The organism is Mesorhizobium sp. CNPSo 4688 (genome assembly GCF_057784295.1).
In genome coordinates this window covers 166,516-181,680 of record NZ_JBWLUY010000012.1, presented here as the reverse complement: position 1 = coordinate 181,680, position 15,165 = coordinate 166,516, and the positions used below count along the sequence as shown (strand labels likewise).

Annotated in this window: 16 protein-coding genes and 1 riboswitch; of the genes, 11 read left to right on the top strand and 5 right to left on the bottom strand. The window is 62.9% G+C overall.

The genetic code is table 11. The features are described 5' to 3' along the window. Positions 1–59: 59 nt before the first annotated feature. From AC04SH_RS23690 to AC04SH_RS23655, 8 genes are all read left to right on the top strand, one after another. Complete coding sequence (locus AC04SH_RS23690; protein ID WP_112564606.1) at positions 60–1,187, top strand: S-(hydroxymethyl)glutathione dehydrogenase/class III alcohol dehydrogenase; 1,128 nt, start codon at positions 60–62, stop codon at positions 1,185–1,187. A 74-nt stretch (positions 1,188–1,261) separates the two neighbouring features. Continuing rightward, complete coding sequence (locus tag AC04SH_RS23685; RefSeq protein ID WP_488576878.1) at positions 1,262–1,435, top strand: hypothetical protein; 174 nt, start codon at positions 1,262–1,264, stop codon at positions 1,433–1,435. A gap of 28 nt (positions 1,436–1,463) precedes the next feature. Further along, positions 1,464–2,033, top strand: coding sequence for an S-(hydroxymethyl)glutathione synthase (gfa, locus tag AC04SH_RS23680; protein ID WP_488576877.1), 570 nt, complete (start codon positions 1,464–1,466; stop codon positions 2,031–2,033). Between the two features lie 264 nt (positions 2,034–2,297). Further along, entirely contained in the window at positions 2,298–2,435 is a 138-nt protein-coding gene (locus tag AC04SH_RS23675) for a hypothetical protein (protein WP_488576876.1), read from the top strand. Further along, positions 2,422–2,904, top strand: coding sequence for a YaiI/YqxD family protein (locus tag AC04SH_RS23670; RefSeq protein WP_142864998.1), 483 nt, complete (start codon positions 2,422–2,424; stop codon positions 2,902–2,904). The genes AC04SH_RS23675 and AC04SH_RS23670 overlap by 14 nt, the downstream gene beginning before the upstream one ends. Before the next feature lie 141 nt (positions 2,905–3,045). Next, a complete protein-coding gene (locus AC04SH_RS23665) occupies positions 3,046–3,732 on the top strand; it encodes a DUF1345 domain-containing protein (protein WP_488576875.1) in 687 nt (228 codons plus the stop codon). A gap of 135 nt (positions 3,733–3,867) precedes the next feature. Beyond that, positions 3,868–4,734: a cytochrome b/b6 domain-containing protein gene (locus tag AC04SH_RS23660; protein WP_488576874.1), complete on the top strand. Its 867-nt coding sequence runs from the start codon at positions 3,868–3,870 to the stop codon at positions 4,732–4,734. A gap of 1 nt (position 4,735) precedes the next feature. Further along, positions 4,736–5,527, top strand: a complete 792-nt coding sequence (locus tag AC04SH_RS23655) for a molybdopterin-binding protein (protein WP_488576873.1) — start codon at positions 4,736–4,738, stop codon at positions 5,525–5,527. 19 nt (positions 5,528–5,546) lie between these two features. Here AC04SH_RS23655 and AC04SH_RS23650 read toward each other — a convergent pair whose 3' ends face one another. Next, positions 5,547–6,548 (bottom strand): hypothetical protein, encoded by a 1,002-nt coding sequence (locus tag AC04SH_RS23650; protein ID WP_488576872.1) that lies wholly within the window; start codon positions 6,546–6,548, stop codon positions 5,547–5,549. A 175-nt stretch (positions 6,549–6,723) separates the two neighbouring features. Next, positions 6,724–6,810: riboswitch (glycine riboswitch) on the top strand. A 149-nt stretch (positions 6,811–6,959) separates the two neighbouring features. Here AC04SH_RS23650 and gcvT point away from each other — a divergent pair. From gcvT to gcvP, 3 genes are read left to right on the top strand one after another with little or no spacing between them, the layout of a single operon-like run. Next, entirely contained in the window at positions 6,960–8,060 is a 1,101-nt protein-coding gene (gcvT, locus tag AC04SH_RS23645; protein WP_488576871.1) for a glycine cleavage system aminomethyltransferase GcvT, read from the top strand. A gap of 6 nt (positions 8,061–8,066) precedes the next feature. Next, the gene (gene gcvH / locus AC04SH_RS23640) at positions 8,067–8,435 is read left to right on the top strand and encodes a glycine cleavage system protein GcvH (RefSeq protein ID WP_477238462.1); all 369 of its coding nucleotides are present in this window, start codon (positions 8,067–8,069) and stop codon (positions 8,433–8,435) included. A gap of 18 nt (positions 8,436–8,453) precedes the next feature. After that, positions 8,454–11,264 carry an aminomethyl-transferring glycine dehydrogenase gene (gene gcvP, locus AC04SH_RS23635; RefSeq protein ID WP_488576870.1) on the top strand — a complete coding sequence of 937 codons (2,811 nt, stop codon included), beginning with the start codon at positions 8,454–8,456 and terminating at the stop codon, positions 11,262–11,264. Between the two features lie 12 nt (positions 11,265–11,276). Here the strand turns inward: gcvP and AC04SH_RS23630 are convergent, their stop codons facing one another. The 4 genes from AC04SH_RS23630 to AC04SH_RS23615 form a co-directional block, all read right to left on the bottom strand. Continuing rightward, positions 11,277–12,449 carry a GGDEF domain-containing protein gene (locus AC04SH_RS23630; RefSeq protein ID WP_488576869.1) on the bottom strand — a complete coding sequence of 391 codons (1,173 nt, stop codon included), beginning with the start codon at positions 12,447–12,449 and terminating at the stop codon, positions 11,277–11,279. Between the two features lie 162 nt (positions 12,450–12,611). After that, positions 12,612–13,082, bottom strand: coding sequence for a hypothetical protein (locus AC04SH_RS23625; RefSeq protein WP_488576868.1), 471 nt, complete (start codon positions 13,080–13,082; stop codon positions 12,612–12,614). 162 nt (positions 13,083–13,244) lie between these two features. Continuing rightward, the gene (locus AC04SH_RS23620; protein ID WP_488576867.1) at positions 13,245–14,066 is read right to left on the bottom strand and encodes a PA3715 family protein; all 822 of its coding nucleotides are present in this window, start codon (positions 14,064–14,066) and stop codon (positions 13,245–13,247) included. Between the two features lie 132 nt (positions 14,067–14,198). Beyond that, positions 14,199–15,164, bottom strand: coding sequence for a type II secretion system F family protein (locus AC04SH_RS23615; RefSeq protein ID WP_488576866.1), 966 nt, complete (start codon positions 15,162–15,164; stop codon positions 14,199–14,201). Position 15,165: the final 1 nt, after the last annotated feature.

The window sequence follows — 15,165 nt, the reverse complement described above, 5'->3', positions numbered from 1 at the left end:
TTGAAACAGTATAAAAATCCTGAAAGCCTGAAGACCAATCGCATGGGAGGAATTGCCTGATGAAAACCCGCGCCGCAGTCGCTGTCGCCGCCGGAAAGCCGCTGGAGATCATGGAGGTCGACCTCGACGGACCGCGCGAGGGCGAGGTGCTGGTCGAAATCAAGGCGACCGGCATCTGCCATACTGACGAGTTCACCCTGTCGGGCGCCGATCCAGAAGGCCTGTTCCCGGCGATCCTTGGCCATGAAGGCGCCGGTGTCGTCGTCGATGTCGGCAAGGGCGTGACGTCGGTCAAGAAGGGCGACCATGTCATCCCGCTCTATACGCCGGAATGCCGCCAGTGCCCGTCCTGCCTGTCGCGCAAGACCAATCTGTGCACCGCCATCCGCGCCACGCAGGGACAAGGGCTGATGCCCGATGGTTCGTCGCGCTTCTCGGTCGGCAAGGACAAGATCTTCCACTATATGGGCTGCTCGACCTTCTCGAACTTCACCGTGCTGCCCGAGATCGCGGTGGCCAAGGTCAACCCCGACGCCCCCTTCGACAAGATCTGCTACATCGGCTGCGGCGTCACCACCGGCATCGGCGCCGTCATCAACACGGCCAAGGTCGAGCAAGGCGCAACCGCCGTCGTCTTCGGCCTCGGCGGCATCGGCTTGAACGTCATCCAGGGCCTGAAGCTGGCAGGCGCCGACATGATCATCGGTGTCGATCTCAACAACGACAAGAAAGCCTGGGGCGAACGCTTCGGCATGACGCATTTCGTCAATCCGAAGGAGATCGACGGCGACATCGTCCCTCACCTCGTCAACATGACCAAGCGCGGCGCCGACCAGATCGGCGGCGCCGACTACACATTCGATTGCACCGGCAACACCAAAGTGATGCGCCAGGCGCTGGAAGCCTCGCATCGCGGCTGGGGCAAGTCGGTCATCATCGGCGTCGCCGGCGCCGGCCAGGAGATTTCGACCAGACCCTTCCAATTGGTCACCGGCCGCACCTGGATGGGCACGGCCTTTGGCGGCGCGCGTGGCCGCACCGACGTGCCAAAAATCGTCGACTGGTACATGGACGGCAAGATCCAGATCGACCCGATGATCACTCATCTGCTGAAGCTGGAAGACATCAACAAGGGCTTCGACCTCATGCATGAGGGCAAGTCGATCCGAAGCGTGGTCGTCTATTGAAGGAGGTTCGAATTCGCTTCGTCGACCCTGAGAAGTCGACGATCCATCGAATACGGAACTTTGGCGAGGATCTCTTGCGCAGCTTCCGCGAAGAAAAGCGCGTCACGGTCAATCTGGAGGAGATCGACCGTGCCCAAGATGAGATCGCTTATCTCGTGCATGGACAGTTTCTAAGGAGGAGCCTGACCGAAGTGCATCGTCTGCTGAAGGTGCACTTCATGGAAAATGAAGTGGTCATTGAGACTTAGTCGAGATGACAAAACAGGGAGGAAGAAAATGCCTGAAAAACTGCATCCCAAGATCGACAATGGCTTGCCCAAGGAAAGCGCGAGCTTTGCCGGCGGCACGCTGGTCTGCGCCTGCACCAGCAAGCCGGTGAAGGTGAAGGTCAAGGGCCAGATCGCTCATAACCATGCCTGCGGCTGCACCAAATGCTGGAAACCAGAAGGCGCGGTGTTCTCGGTCGTGGCGGTCGCCGGCACCGGCGACGTCACCGTCACCGAGAACGGCGACAAGCTGAAGGTGGCTGATCCCTCAGCGCTCATCCAGCGCCATGCCTGCACCGGCTGTGGCGTCCACATGCATGGCCCGGTCGAGCGCGATCATCCGTTCAAGGGCCTGACCTTCCTCCACCCCGAACGCTTCGAGGAAGACGGTTGGTCGCCGCCGGGCTTTGCCGCCTTCGTCTCCTCAATCATCGAGTCCGGTGTCGATCCGAAGCGGATGGACGGCATCCGCGCACAACTGAGGTCGATCGGGCTCGAGCCCTATGACTGCCTCAACCCCGGCCTGATGGACTACATGGCCACTTGGACGGCAAAGAAATCCGGCGCGCTTCCGGCCTGAATGAAAACGAAAGGGCTGGCTTGCGACGCCGGCCCTTCTCCCCAGCCCACCGCGTATTGCTACCGGGTAGTTGATGAATCTCAGGGGCTTCAAAAACTGGAAGTTGAAGCTCCGCTATGGGCGGGTGAGAACCGACTTTCATCACTACACGCTGCTGGCCGACGGCGAAGTGGGTCTCCAAACGCGGAGTACGGAACTGCCGACGCGGGACCCGCCTTCTTTGGCATGAGCGTCTGGGCTTATAACTCCGATCAAGCGACCGACATGATCCGCACCATCGGCCAACATGTCGGATTTGCTTGTACTGGGAAAATCTACGTCTATGACACCGAGGCCGAGGAACCGCCCGGCGCCGAGCCGCGCGGTTATAATTTGAAGTTCACACCCTATGAACGCGACTAGTGTCGACCCTCCCCAGATCTACGTCGACGCCGACGCCTGCCCGGTGAAAGCCGAGGTCGAAAAGGTCGCCGAGCGCCATGGCGTCGTCGTCACTTACGTCTCCAATGGCGGGCTTCGTCCTTCGCGCGATCCGATGATCCGCAACGTGGTCGTCTCCAAGGGTGCTGACGCCGCCGACGACTGGATTGTCGACAACGCGAAATCCAACGACATTGTGATCACCGCCGACATTCCGCTTGCCGCCCGCGCCGTGGCGCTGGGCGCCCATGTGCTTGGGCCAACCGGTCGCCCGTTCACGCCTGAAACCATCGGCATGGCGGTGGCGATGCGCGATTTGAAGCAGCATTTGCGCGAGACCGGCGAGAGCAAGGGTTACAATGCCAGCTTTGCGCCGCAGGACCGCTCGCGCTTCCTGGGCGAACTCGACCGTATCTTGCGGCGCGCGCTGAAATCCGTCACACCGGGCTAGAGCAATTCCAGGAAAAGTGTGTAGCGGTTTTCCCGGGAAAAGCGCGTAGCGCTTTCCCCAGGGAATTGCCTCAAAGAAAAAGATAGAGCGGTTCGCCGTTTCCGTGAAACGGTGAACTGATCTAGAAACGGCACCCGGGCCATGGCGACTGACATCCCGATTACAAACCCGCTGCACCGGCACAAACAATTCCTGGTGTCGGCCTGTGTCGGCCTGCCGGCGCTGGCGATCGCACTGATAGCGGGCGCGCCGCTTGCCTATTCGATTTCGATTGCCGCTGACGCCTTCTTCGTCGTCTTCATTGCGCTGGTCATCGCCAAGATGCCGCTGCTGTCCGGCCGCTATCTCAGCAAGAATGCGCGCGAGGTCGACCTGCCGGTGCTGAGCATTTTTGCCATCACGCTGGGCGTCGTCAGCATCGCCATTATCCTATTGTTTCTGCTGATCAATCACAAGGGGCGTGACCCTATCGAGCTTGGCGTCGCTATGCTGTCTGTCCCGCTCGGCTGGTTCACCATCCATGCCATGGCCGCACTTCACTACGCGCATGTCTACTGGATGGACGGCGATGCGATCGATGCTGAAACCAAGAAGAAAATGCCGGTCGGCGGCCTCGAGTTTCCCGGCAGCAAACGGCCCGAGGGCTGGGATTTCCTATACTTCGCGACGGTGATCGGCATGACCGCGCAGACGGCCGACACAGCGATAACCACCTCGCATATGCGCCGCGTCGTGCTTGTCCATTCGATCCTGTCGTTCTTCTTCAACACCGTGATCGTCGCTGCCGTGGTCAATCTCGCCGTCAGCCTCGGTAATTCGGGGCCGTAACAAAAATTCGCTCGTAATAAAAACGTGATCGGATGAAACATCGCTTTCGATAGAGACGTATTGGGAGGAGAACGACAAGCGCGGCCATGTCGGGATCGCGCAGCCGGGAGACCAGGAAATATGGAATCCGTTGCCATGACCCAGCCCAGCATCGGGGCTGATACCACTATGCCGAAGGAGACGACACTGATCTACCGGCAGTCGCGCTGGACGCGTCTGACGCACTGGCTGTGGGCGATTTCGCTGTTCTTCATGCTGTTGTCCGGCCTGCAGATCTTCAACGCCCGCCCGCAGCTCTACATCGGCAAGCAATCCGGCTTCGAATACAACAACACTGTCTTTGCCATCGGCGCCGAAAACACCACGACCGGCCCGCGCGGCTATACCGAAATCTTCGGCCATCGCTTCGACACCACCGGCGTGCTCGGCTGGTCGGGACCGGCGGGCCAGGAGACCTCGCGCGCCTTCCCGTCCTGGGCGACGATCCCGTCCTACTACGACCTCGGCACCGCCCGCGTCGTGCATTTCTTCTTTGCCTGGATACTGACTACCACCCTGGTCGTCTGGCTGATCGCCAGCCTGGTCAACGGCCATTTGCGCCGCGATCTGGCGCCGCGCCTGGACGACCTTAAGCGCTTGCCGCAGGACATTATCGACCACGCCAAGCTCAGGTTTCACCACACCCGCGAATACAACACGCTCCAGAAAATGGCTTATGGCGGCGTGCTGTTCGTGCTGTTGCCGCTGATGATCATCACCGGCCTTGCCATGTCGCCGAGCATGAACTCGGTGCTTCCCTGGCTCAACGAGGTGCTCGGCGGCCGGCAGACGGCGCGCACCATCCATTTCACGGTGATGGTGCTGCTGGTCGGGTTTTTCATCATCCACATGCTGATGATCCTTGCCGCCGGCCCGATCAACGAACTGCGCTCGATCATCACCGGCTGGTACCGCACCGATCCACCCGCGCATGACGACAAACCCGCCGAGAGGAGTGTCTGACATGGCCAAATTCCAGATCAGCCGCCGCAAATTGCTGACGGGTGCCAGCCTCGGCGTTTCCGGCATCATGCTGTCGGGCTGCGATGCCTTTGATAGCCAGCTCGGCATGGGCGACGGCCTGCGCAGCTTCCTCGAAAACGCCAATGGCCTGACCTATCGCGCGCAACGCTGGCTGGCCGGCCGCGACGCGCTGGCGCCGGAATTTTCCGAGGCCGACATCCGCCAGCCGCAGCGGCCGAACGGCGTGACCGCGCCCGACGACGACACCTACAAAGGCTTGCTCGCCAACAATTTCGCCGATTGGCGGCTGGAAGTGACGGGCCTGGTCGAAAAGCCGCTGTCGCTCAGCCGCGAGCAGCTGCAGAACATGCCGAGCCGCACCCAGATCACCCGGCATGACTGCGTCGAAGGCTGGAGTTGCATCGCCAAATGGACCGGAACGCCGCTGTCGCTGGTGCTGGATCAGGCTGTCGTTAAGCCTGAGGCGCGCTACGTCATGTTCCACTGCCTCGACACGATCGACCGCACCCTCTCTGGCGAGATCAAATATTACGGCACCATCGACCTGATCGACGCCCGCCACCCGCAGACGATCCTGGCCTATGGCCTGAACGGCAAGCCGCTGCCGGTCGAAAACGGCGCGCCGCTGCGCGTGCGCGTCGAGCGCCAGCTCGGCTACAAGATGCCGAAATATCTCTACAAGATCGAGTTGGTCGACAGTTTTGCAAAAGTCGGCGGCGGCCGCGGCGGCTATTGGGAGGACAATGGCTACGACTGGTATGGCGGGATTTGATTGAGCCTCCCGATCGAGTTCACGCCACCTTGTCGAGCAGCGGCTTCAACGCCGGGTGAATCTCCGGCGAGGCGTGCTTGATCAGCGTCAGCAGCGCGCGTTCATTGTCGTGCAGCGGGCGGTCGGTGCCGATGCGCTCGGCCAGCCATTTCGCCTCGCCGGCATCGATCGTTTCGGCACGGCGCGCGAGCGCTTCGGCAGCCCGGTTCTTCGATTCCCACTCGGCCTCGATATCGCCGGGCGAACGATAGGCCTCCATGATGCCTGCGAGCCCGCCCGACACCATGCGGGCGAAAAAGCCGCCAATCTCAGGCTCGGCCTGTTCGAAGAAGCTGTCACGGCGCAAGGCAGCCTCGCGCGTCGGCGCTTCGTAGCCGGCCGAACACATGACGAAGTTGGCGAGCGCCTTGACGAACAACTCGTTCCAGGATGGATCATTGCCGGCGGCGGAAGTCTGCTCGTTGATCCTGAACAGCACCTCGGCCTCGGTGCGGGTGATGGCGATGTTACCGTCGCCGCCATAGGCATAGAGGATGCGGCGCAACAGATCGACTTCGGCCTTGGCGACCAGCCCGGGAACCAGCGCGCCACCGAGCATCAGCGGTCCCTTGCCATCCACCACTGCATGGGCGACCTGTTCCAGCGCATAGGCGGACAGCCGGCCGGGCGATGATTTCGCCCTCTCCAGCACATGCACCAGGAGCTCCAGCTCGGTGAGACTATCGACCATCCCGTCGCGCGAGATTGTCCGGATTAACCAGTCGGCATTGTCCTCGGAAATGTAGCCCGCCGGCTTTTCCTGGTGGACGATATAATCCGTGACGGCCTCGACGAAGAATTCAGGCCATTCCTGGGATTTGTCCCTGACCGTGGCGTCAAGCGCAAACAGCGCCTCGGCCTCACCGCGGCTTACCACGCCATCGGCGAACACTTCGCGGCGCAACATGACGACATCTTCCGCCGTGATGCGGTCTTTGGAGGCCAGCCCCGCCACCCGCATGCTCCCGATCCGTTCGCCCATCAGTCAGTCCCCGTCCGTCGTGCTAACCCAACTACCGGCCAAACTATCGGCAGTGTCTTGAAAAACCGGCAAACGGCGTGGTTAGCGAAGACTTGCCAGGAAGATGTCGCTGGCAGGTGACAAGGTGTCGCCGACAAGCTATGGATGGCGCGTCGAGGACTCAGGGTCTGAGTCCTACCTGTTTGCGGGAGAGAGCAGCGCGAGCTGCCGCCGAAGGGGAAATCGCCCGAAATCTCTCAGGCAAAAGAACCGTAGACGGGAAAGACACTCTGGAAAGTCGGGGCTTGCCCCCGCGCCGAAGGTGTAAGCGTCGCCGACAGAGTTCCGGTTGCGCGAGTCTCTCAGGCTTCAGACAGAGGGGCACGGACTGGTCGCCAGCAGCGGCCGATTGCGTGCGACTCTGGAGATGACATGACGGGCGACGATACCAAACACCTTCCCCTCGAGGACCTGCACACCGCCGTCGGCGCACGCTTTGGCGCCTTTGCCGGCTGGTCGATGCCGCTGACCTATCCGGCCGGCGTGATGAAGGAGCACCTCCACGCCCGCGAACATGCCGGCCTGTTCGACATTTCGCATATGAAGCTGTTCGAAGTCAGCGGACCGGGCGCCGGCGGCCTGCTCAACCGCGCCTGCCCGCTCGATGCCGGCGCGCTCGACATTTCGCAGTCCAAATACACCTTTTTCCTCAATGAGGCCGCCGGGATCATCGACGACCTGATCGTCACCCGGCTCGGCGATACCAGGTTCATGGTGGTCGCCAATGCCGGCAATGCTGTCGAGGACGAGAAGCACTTGCGCGCGCTGGCGGCGGATTTCGATGTGAAGGTCGCGGCGCTTGACCGCGTCTTTCTCGCCATCCAGGGACCCGAAGCGTGGGCCGCTCTGTCCCGCGCCGGCATCGAGACCGGCTCGCTGCTGTTCATGCACGGCATCGAGCCGAAGCAGAACTGGTTCATGAGCCGCTCCGGCTATACCGGCGAGGACGGATTCGAGATCGGCCTGCCCGAAGCGGATGCGCGGGCTTTGGTTGCGAAATTGCTTGAGGACGAGCGCGTGTTGTGGATCGGCCTTGCCGCCCGCGACTCGCTGCGGCTGGAGGCCGGCCTCTGCCTGCATGGCCAGGACATCACGCCGGAAATCGATCCGGCCAGTGCCGGCCTGATGTGGGCGATCCCCAAGGATCTCCGTGCCAGCGGATCCTTCATCGGCGCCGACGCCTTGCGGGCGATCCTGGAGCGTGGCGCGGCGCAAAAGCGCGTCGGCCTGAAGCCGGACGGCCGCCAACCGGTGCGCGCCGGCGCTGCCCTGTTCGACGCCGACGGCAATGCGGCCGGCCATGTCACATCAGGCGGGTTCGGCCCCTCGGCCGGCCATCCCGTCGCCATGGGCTATACCTCGGCGTCCCTGGCCAAGCCGGGGACAAAACTGTTCGCCGATGTTCGCGGGACGAAAATCCCGATCGATATCAGTTCCTTGCCCTTCACTCCTCATCGCTACCGCAAAGGATAAATCCCGATGGCAAAAACCTATTTCACACAAGATCACGAATGGCTGAGCGTCGAAGGCGGCATCGCCACCGTCGGGATCACCGACTATGCGCAGGAACAGCTTGGCGATCTTGTCTTTGTCGAACTGCCTCAAATCGGCACGAAGCTGAGCAAGGGCGATACGGCCGTGGTTGTCGAATCCGTCAAGGCGGCCTCCGACGTCTATGCGCCGGTCGATGGCGAGATCATCGACGCCAATGGCGCGCTGTCCTCGGACCCGTCGCTGGTCAATTCGGCGGCCACCGGCGACGGCTGGCTGTGGAAGATGAAGCTTGCCGACGAAGGCCAGCTCGCCGGCCTCATGGATGACGCCGCCTACAAAGCCCATATCGGCTGATAACAGGACTTAAAAACGATGAGCGCAGCACTTACCCCCTTCTCGGCCCGCCATATCGGCCCGGGCGTCAATGATGTCAGAGCCATGCTTGCCGTGATCGGCGTCCCCTCCGTCGAGACGCTGATCAGCCAGGCCGTGCCGCAGTCGATCCGCCTCGACCTGCCGCTGGCCCTGCCCGCACCGGCGAGCGAAGCCGAGGCGTTGGCCGAATTGTCGGCGACCATGGCGAAGAACACGGTGCTGAAGAGCTTCATCGGCGCCGGCTATCACGGCGTCCACGTGCCGCCGGTCATCCAGCGCAACCTGTTCGAGAACCCGGCCTGGTACACCGCCTATACGCCCTACCAGGCCGAGATCAGCCAGGGTCGCCTGGAAATGCTGTTCAATTTCCAGACGCTGGTCACCGAATTGACCGGCCTGCCGGTAGCCTCGGCCTCGCTGCTCGATGAAGCGACCGCGGTGGCTGAAGCCGTTGGCATCGCCTTGCGCCATCATCGCGACAAGCGCACCAAGGTGGCGCTGGCCGGTACGCCACACCCGCAGACGCTGGACGCCGTGCGTACCCGCGCCGAACCGCTCGGCATCGAGGTCGACGGCGAGACCATCGACGACAACACCGCCGCTCTGCTCGTCTCCTGGCCGGACACGTTTGGTGTCTATGGCGACCACAAGGCGGCGATCGACAAGGCGCGCGCCACCGGTGCGGTCGTCGTCTTCATCGCCGATCCGCTTGCGCTAACGCTCACCGATGCGCCGGCCAAGCTTGGCGCCGACATCGCCGTCGGCCCGATGCAGCGCTTTGGCGTGCCGATGGGCTTTGGCGGCCCGCACGCCGCCTATTGCGCCGTCTCCGACAAACTGACCCGGCTGATGCCCGGCCGCCTCGTCGGCCAGTCCACTGACAGCAAGGGCCGCCCGGGCTATCGTCTTGCCCTGCAGACACGCGAACAGCATATCCGCCGCGACAAGGCGACCTCCAACATCTGCACCGCGCAGGCGCTGCTTGCCAACATGGCGACGGCCTATGCGATCTGGCATGGCCCCACCGGCTTGCAGGCCATCGCAGGGCGCATCCATGAGCTCGCCAATCGCCTCGCGGCGGGCCTGAAGGCCGCAGGTGTTTCCATACTCGGCTCAAGCCGCTTCGACACGGTTACGGCCGAGGTGAAGGGCAAGGCAGCCTCGATCGACGCTGCCGCTGAAAAGGATGGCCGGTTGCTGCGTGTCATCGATGCCGACCGCATCAGCATCGCCTTCGACGAGACCTCGACCGAGGCCGATCTCGAGGCGATCGCCGCCCTGTTCGGCGCCAAGCCCGGGGCTGCCGAAGCCGGCGTGATGCCCGGCAAGCCGCGCGGCAAGGAATTCCTCACCCAGCCGGTTTTCCGCGAGAACCACTCCGAAACCGACATGATGCGCTTGCTGCGCCGGCTGGCCGACAAGGACCTGGCGCTCGACCGCACCATGATCCCGCTGGGCTCCTGCACCATGAAGCTCAACGCGGCGGCCGAAATGATGCCGGTCAGCTGGCCGAGCGTCGCCAATCTGCATCCCTTTGCACCGGCCAGCCATTCGCAGGGCTATCGCGCGATGGTCGGCGAACTGGAGGGCTGGCTGGCTGAGATTACCGGCTTCGACGCCGTCAGCCTGCAGCCCAATGCCGGCAGCCAGGGCGAATATGCCGGCCTGCTCGCCATCCGCGCCTATCACCGCGCGCGCGGTGAAGGCCATCGCACCATCTGCCTGATCCCCTCCTCCGCGCATGGCACCAATCCGGCGAGTGCGGCCATGGCCGGCATGAGCGTCGTCGTCGTGCGCTGCCTGGAAGACGGCAATATCGACATGGACGATATGCGGGCCAAGGCCAACGAGCATTCCAAGAATCTCGCAGCGCTGATGTTCACCTATCCTTCGACGCACGGCGTCTACGAAGAAGGCGCGCGCCACCTCTGCGCCCTGATCCATGAGCATGGCGGTCAGGTCTATTTCGACGGCGCCAACCTCAACGCGCTGGTCGCCCTGGCGCGCCCCGCCGACATCGGCGCTGATGTCTGCCACATGAACCTGCACAAGACCTTCTGCATCCCGCATGGCGGCGGCGGTCCGGGTGTCGGCCCGATTGGCGTCAGGGCGCATCTCAAGCCCTATCTGCCGGGTCATGTGACCGAAGGCTCGGCGCATGCCGTGTCGGCTGCCCCGTTCGGCAGCGCTTCCATCCTGCCGATCACCTGGATGTACATCCGCATGATGGGCGCCGCCGGCCTGAAGCAGGCGACGGAGACGGCGATCATCTCGGCCAACTATGTGGCGACGCGGCTCGCGCCGTACTTCCCGCTTCTCTATAAGGGCAGGCACGATCGCATCGCGCATGAATGCATCCTCGACACCCGCGTGCTCAAGGAAAGCGCCGGCATCAGTGTCGACGACATCGCCAAGCGCCTGATCGACTACGGTTTCCATGCGCCGACCATGTCGTTCCCGGTCGCCGGCACGCTGATGGTCGAGCCAACCGAGTCCGAGCCCAAGCGCGAGCTCGACCGGTTCTGCGATGCAATGATCGCCATCGCCGGCGAGGCCGCCAAGGTGGCGAAGGGTGAATGGCCGCTTGACGACAACCCGCTGGTCAACGCGCCGCACACGGCAGCCGAAACGCTTGCCGGCCAGTGGACGCATCCTTATTCACGGCTGGAAGCGGCCTACCCTGCCGGAGACGCCGATACATCAGCCAAGTACTGGCCGCCGGTGTCGCGCATCGACAATGTCGCCGGCGACCGCAACCTCGTCTGCTCCTGCCCGCCGCTTTCGGAATATCTCGGCGCCGCCGAGTAACACTCTGGCCTGTCAGGCAGAACGCAAGGCCGGCCCGTCGGCCTTGCTGTTACGGTCGTGGACAAGCACGCGGTTTCGCCCGGCGTGCTTGGCCGCGTAGAGCGCCTTGTCGGCCTCGGCCAGCACGTCGTCGAGGCTGCTGCCGCCCTCCGCGCCGAAGCCGATGCCGCCGCTGACGCTGCTGCGCAGCGGACCGCGCGCCGTCGGCACCACTTCCGTACCGAAAGCGACGCCGATCTTGCTGGCGAGATCGTAGGCCTTGTCTTCAGTCATCCGCGACATGACCAGCGCGAACTCCTCGCCGCCCAGCCGGAAGGCATCGACGCCGGCCCTGTCATACTTCTTGATGATTGCGGCGAAGCGGCACAGCACCCGGTCGCCGACCGGATGGCCATAGACATCGTTGGTCCGCTTGAAATGATCGAGGTCGAACATGGCGACCGACATAAACGGACCGAAGACGCGCTCGCCATAGAGTGAATTCAAAGCCCGCCGGTTCATCAGGCCGGTCAGCGGGTCGGTCAAGGTCTCGGCCTTCAGTTCGATCTGCGCCTGCAAATGATGCAGCGACAGCGTCAGCGCGCCGAGCGCCGTCATGCAGGCGACCGCCACAACCGAATTCAGCCGCTCGGCCCAATTGTCGGGCGCGACGCCAAGCACCCACTGGCCCTTGACCAGAAGCACCGCGCCGCAGAGCCCGAAGGACAGCCCGCAGACACCGCTCAGCGCCGAGACAACCAGGAGAATGCCGCGATCATGACCGCCGCCCTTGATCCAGAACATCACCCCGATCAAGGCGAGCAGCATCGTTACCGTCATATAGGTGAGGATGAAGCCGACACCGTCGAAACCGAGATAGGTCACGCCGGCGCAGATCGCCATCGCAAGCAGGGCCGGCAGGACGGCGCGACTGTAGTTGCGCACGCCGAGATACTGCATGGCCGAAAGCGAAAGGACCAGGAAACCGAGGCTGAGCAGCGCCAGAGCTGCCTGGCAAAGCCAGGGATTGGGCTCCCTTGTGTAGCGCCAGAAGACGATGACATGGGCGACAAGCACCAGAATGCCGCACGCCACCGTCAGGACAAAGCGCGCACGCGGCGCCGTGAACCAGATCGCAAACATGGTAACGCTGAGGCATGTGCCCGACAGCGCAGCCGCCAGCAGGAGCGAACTGAAATCCAGCATGGGTGAACGACAGCCTTCAGGGATCGTCGGTTGCACCGCATCATAGGCGAGCGGCCGCTTCGAGATACCGTTTTTGGCCGGGCTTGCAGTGCAAATTTCCGACCAAGGTTTACAAACCGTCGATAGATCGCGGCAGATACCACAAACGACGGTTGCGAAGCCTCACCCCTTGTTGAGCAGCGCCAGATTGGCGTTGACCACGGTCGGGTCGGCCATGCCGGCCCTTGCTTCCATCAGCAGGGCTCTTGCCTTCTGCTTGTTGCCGCGCAGCAGCTGCGAATAGCCCATATTGTTGACGATCTGCGGCTTGCGCCCGGCAACCTTCAACAGCTGGTCGTAGGCACGATCGGCGAAGTCGAAGCGGCCGAGCTCGTCATAGGAGGCGGCCAGCCCCATCCATCCCTCGGCACTGTCGGCCTTCAGCTCCACGGCCTTGCGGAAATGCTGTTCGGCAAGACCGTAATTGGCGTCGCGGAACTGCGCCTTGCCCTGCGCCAGGTCGGACGTGCTGACGTCCTTTGCCGCCGGTTGGATCGATGTGGTCTTGGTCTTGTCGACGTTCTCAGTCGTACAACCGCTGACCGCCAAGACGGCCGCTAGCGCGGCCATTGCCGTGAAACTTCTGTGACGCATGCCCCTGCCCCAATCGCCCGATTTACCGGGTCATTCTCTGGGGATCATGTGTACAGGAGAGCGATTAAGCTTCGGTGCTGAAATGCGCTGAAAATTTGGTTTCCAGCACACCGTCCATTAACCAGCAGGCGCAGCCTTCGATCGGCACCGACGCGAGCGGCCTCAAGGTTCCAAGGCGTTGAGCGCAGCCGGAACCGGATAGCGGCTGCCGTCATAACGCAGCCGATAGGTATGGCCTGTGGACTTGCCGGGATGAGCCTGGCAGTCCCCGTTCGCATCAGGAAATGGATTATCGGTATCCGATCGCTCGACCACGTGAATGTCGTGATAGCCGTGATGTATGGCCCGGCCCATGGTCAGCGTCACCTGAGTGGAATGAAACGATCCTGCGCAGTTGGTATCGCCCTCGCCGCCACTGCCTGCCACGGTCATGCCAGCGAGCACCATCCGCAGGCCGTTGCCGTCAACCGCATAGAGCCGCAGATCGGTCTCGCTAAAGGGATTCGGCTGCGAATGGTTTGCCATCTCGATGCGCAGGCCGAAGGCGGTGACACCAGGGGCCAGCCCATAGCGGCCGGTGTCGACCTCGATCTCGCGGATTGCGATGGCGTCATCCGTCATAAGATCAGGCTGGAGCAGCCGCTGGCGCACCTGCAGGCTGTTCCGGTCGACCACCAGCAACTCGATATCGCCGACGTGCCGGTCGTCGCTGGATTGGGCGCTGTCGAGCAGCGGCACTGCGACCAGCAGCAATTCGTCATGGGCGGGCCAGACCTTGCAGACCAAACCGAACGGCGTATCGCCGTCCCGGAGGGTTTGAGCGATGCTGGTATGGGGCTCGAGTGTGAACGAGGTGCCGTCAGCACTCTTTCGAGCCTTGGGATAGGCCTGCTGCACGAGAGCGGCAGCATCGCCGCAGTCGCCGGCTGCAGCCTGGGCAGGCGACAAGCCGGCCGTGGCAAGGCAGAGGAAGACGGTGCACAAGACTATTCGCATTGGCTGATCACTCATTTGCTGGTTTTGCCGAAGCAGCCGCACTGGCCGGGTCCCACGAAATCCAGGCAGGGCTAATTGAAGTGAGTAACCGCAGGAAGTCGCCTGATGGCTCCGACGTATCTACTGCGCGGCAGTCATTTTGACGATGATCGGGATGACGGCGATCATCAGCACCACCGGCAGGATGCACACCACCACCGGCACCGACATCTTGGCCGGCAAGGCATGTGCCTTTTCCTCCGCCAGCGACATGCGCTTGTGGCGCATTTCGTCGGAGAACACACGCAGCGCCCCGGAGAGGCTGGTGCCGAGTTCCTTGGACTGCTGCAGGAGCGTGGCGAAGGAGCGCACCTCGTCAAGGCTGAGGCGATCGGCGAGCGCCTTCAGGGCATCGTCCAGGCTGCGGCCAGCCCTCAGTTCCAGCGACACCAACTGCAGGTTCTGGCTGAGCGACGGATAGGTCTTGGCCAATTCCTTCGAGACACGCTCGATGCCGGCTTCCATGCTCATGCCGGCATCGGAACAGACGATCATCAAATCCATGAAGTCGGGAAAGCCGTTGCGGTATTCGCGCATCTTTTCCCGCACCTTCTGGCTGAGCACCAGACCAGGCATGAAATAGCCGGCGGCTCCCGACAGGATGACGAAGGTCCAGCGGCTGGTCGCGGTGGAATCGGCGCTCGCCATCCACTGATTGACCAGGAACGCGCCGATCGCTGTGCCCACGAGGCAGCCGAAGCGGATCAGGAAGAACGTGCCGACCGCGCGCGGCTCCATATAGCCCGCCTGGATCAGCTTCATGCGCAGCCGGGCGACATTTTCCGGATCGCTCTTGGCGTAGAATTCCTGCGCCCGCTTCACCGCCTTCTCGCGCACGACGCTCTGGCTCTTCTTCGGCGCCGCCTCGACCTGTTCGGGAGCCTTCCTGTCGTCCACCTTGAGCCGGCGCTTGAGATCGTTGCGGTCGCCTTTGGCCAACACCAGCGGCCATGCCACCGCGCTGCCCCCCAATGCCAGGAGCAGCGCGGCCACCGGCATCATCGAGGTCGGCGCCAGCGAGGCGAGGAACTGGATCACCTGTTCCATC

Excerpts from the sequence above, each read along its gene's own strand:
- AC04SH_RS23690 (WP_112564606.1), top strand. The coding sequence starts at position 60 with ATGAAAACCCGCGCCGCAGTCGCTGTCGCCGCCGGAAAGCCGCTGGAG.
- gfa (WP_488576877.1), top strand. The coding sequence starts at position 1,464 with ATGCCTGAAAAACTGCATCCCAAGATCGACAATGGCTTGCCCAAGGAA.
- AC04SH_RS23675 (WP_488576876.1), top strand. The coding sequence starts at position 2,298 with ATGATCCGCACCATCGGCCAACATGTCGGATTTGCTTGTACTGGGAAA.
- AC04SH_RS23670 (WP_142864998.1), top strand. The coding sequence starts at position 2,422 with ATGAACGCGACTAGTGTCGACCCTCCCCAGATCTACGTCGACGCCGAC.
- AC04SH_RS23665 (WP_488576875.1), top strand. The coding sequence starts at position 3,046 with ATGGCGACTGACATCCCGATTACAAACCCGCTGCACCGGCACAAACAA.
- AC04SH_RS23660 (WP_488576874.1), top strand. The coding sequence starts at position 3,868 with ATGACCCAGCCCAGCATCGGGGCTGATACCACTATGCCGAAGGAGACG.
- AC04SH_RS23655 (WP_488576873.1), top strand. The coding sequence starts at position 4,736 with ATGGCCAAATTCCAGATCAGCCGCCGCAAATTGCTGACGGGTGCCAGC.
- AC04SH_RS23650 (WP_488576872.1), bottom strand. The coding sequence starts at position 6,548 with ATGGGCGAACGGATCGGGAGCATGCGGGTGGCGGGGCTGGCCTCCAAA.
- gcvT (WP_488576871.1), top strand. The coding sequence starts at position 6,960 with ATGACGGGCGACGATACCAAACACCTTCCCCTCGAGGACCTGCACACC.
- gcvH (WP_477238462.1), top strand. The coding sequence starts at position 8,067 with ATGGCAAAAACCTATTTCACACAAGATCACGAATGGCTGAGCGTCGAA.
- gcvP (WP_488576870.1), top strand. The coding sequence starts at position 8,454 with ATGAGCGCAGCACTTACCCCCTTCTCGGCCCGCCATATCGGCCCGGGC.
- AC04SH_RS23630 (WP_488576869.1), bottom strand. The coding sequence starts at position 12,449 with ATGCTGGATTTCAGTTCGCTCCTGCTGGCGGCTGCGCTGTCGGGCACA.
- AC04SH_RS23625 (WP_488576868.1), bottom strand. The coding sequence starts at position 13,082 with ATGCGTCACAGAAGTTTCACGGCAATGGCCGCGCTAGCGGCCGTCTTG.
- AC04SH_RS23615 (WP_488576866.1), bottom strand. The coding sequence starts at position 15,164 with ATGGAACAGGTGATCCAGTTCCTCGCCTCGCTGGCGCCGACCTCGATG.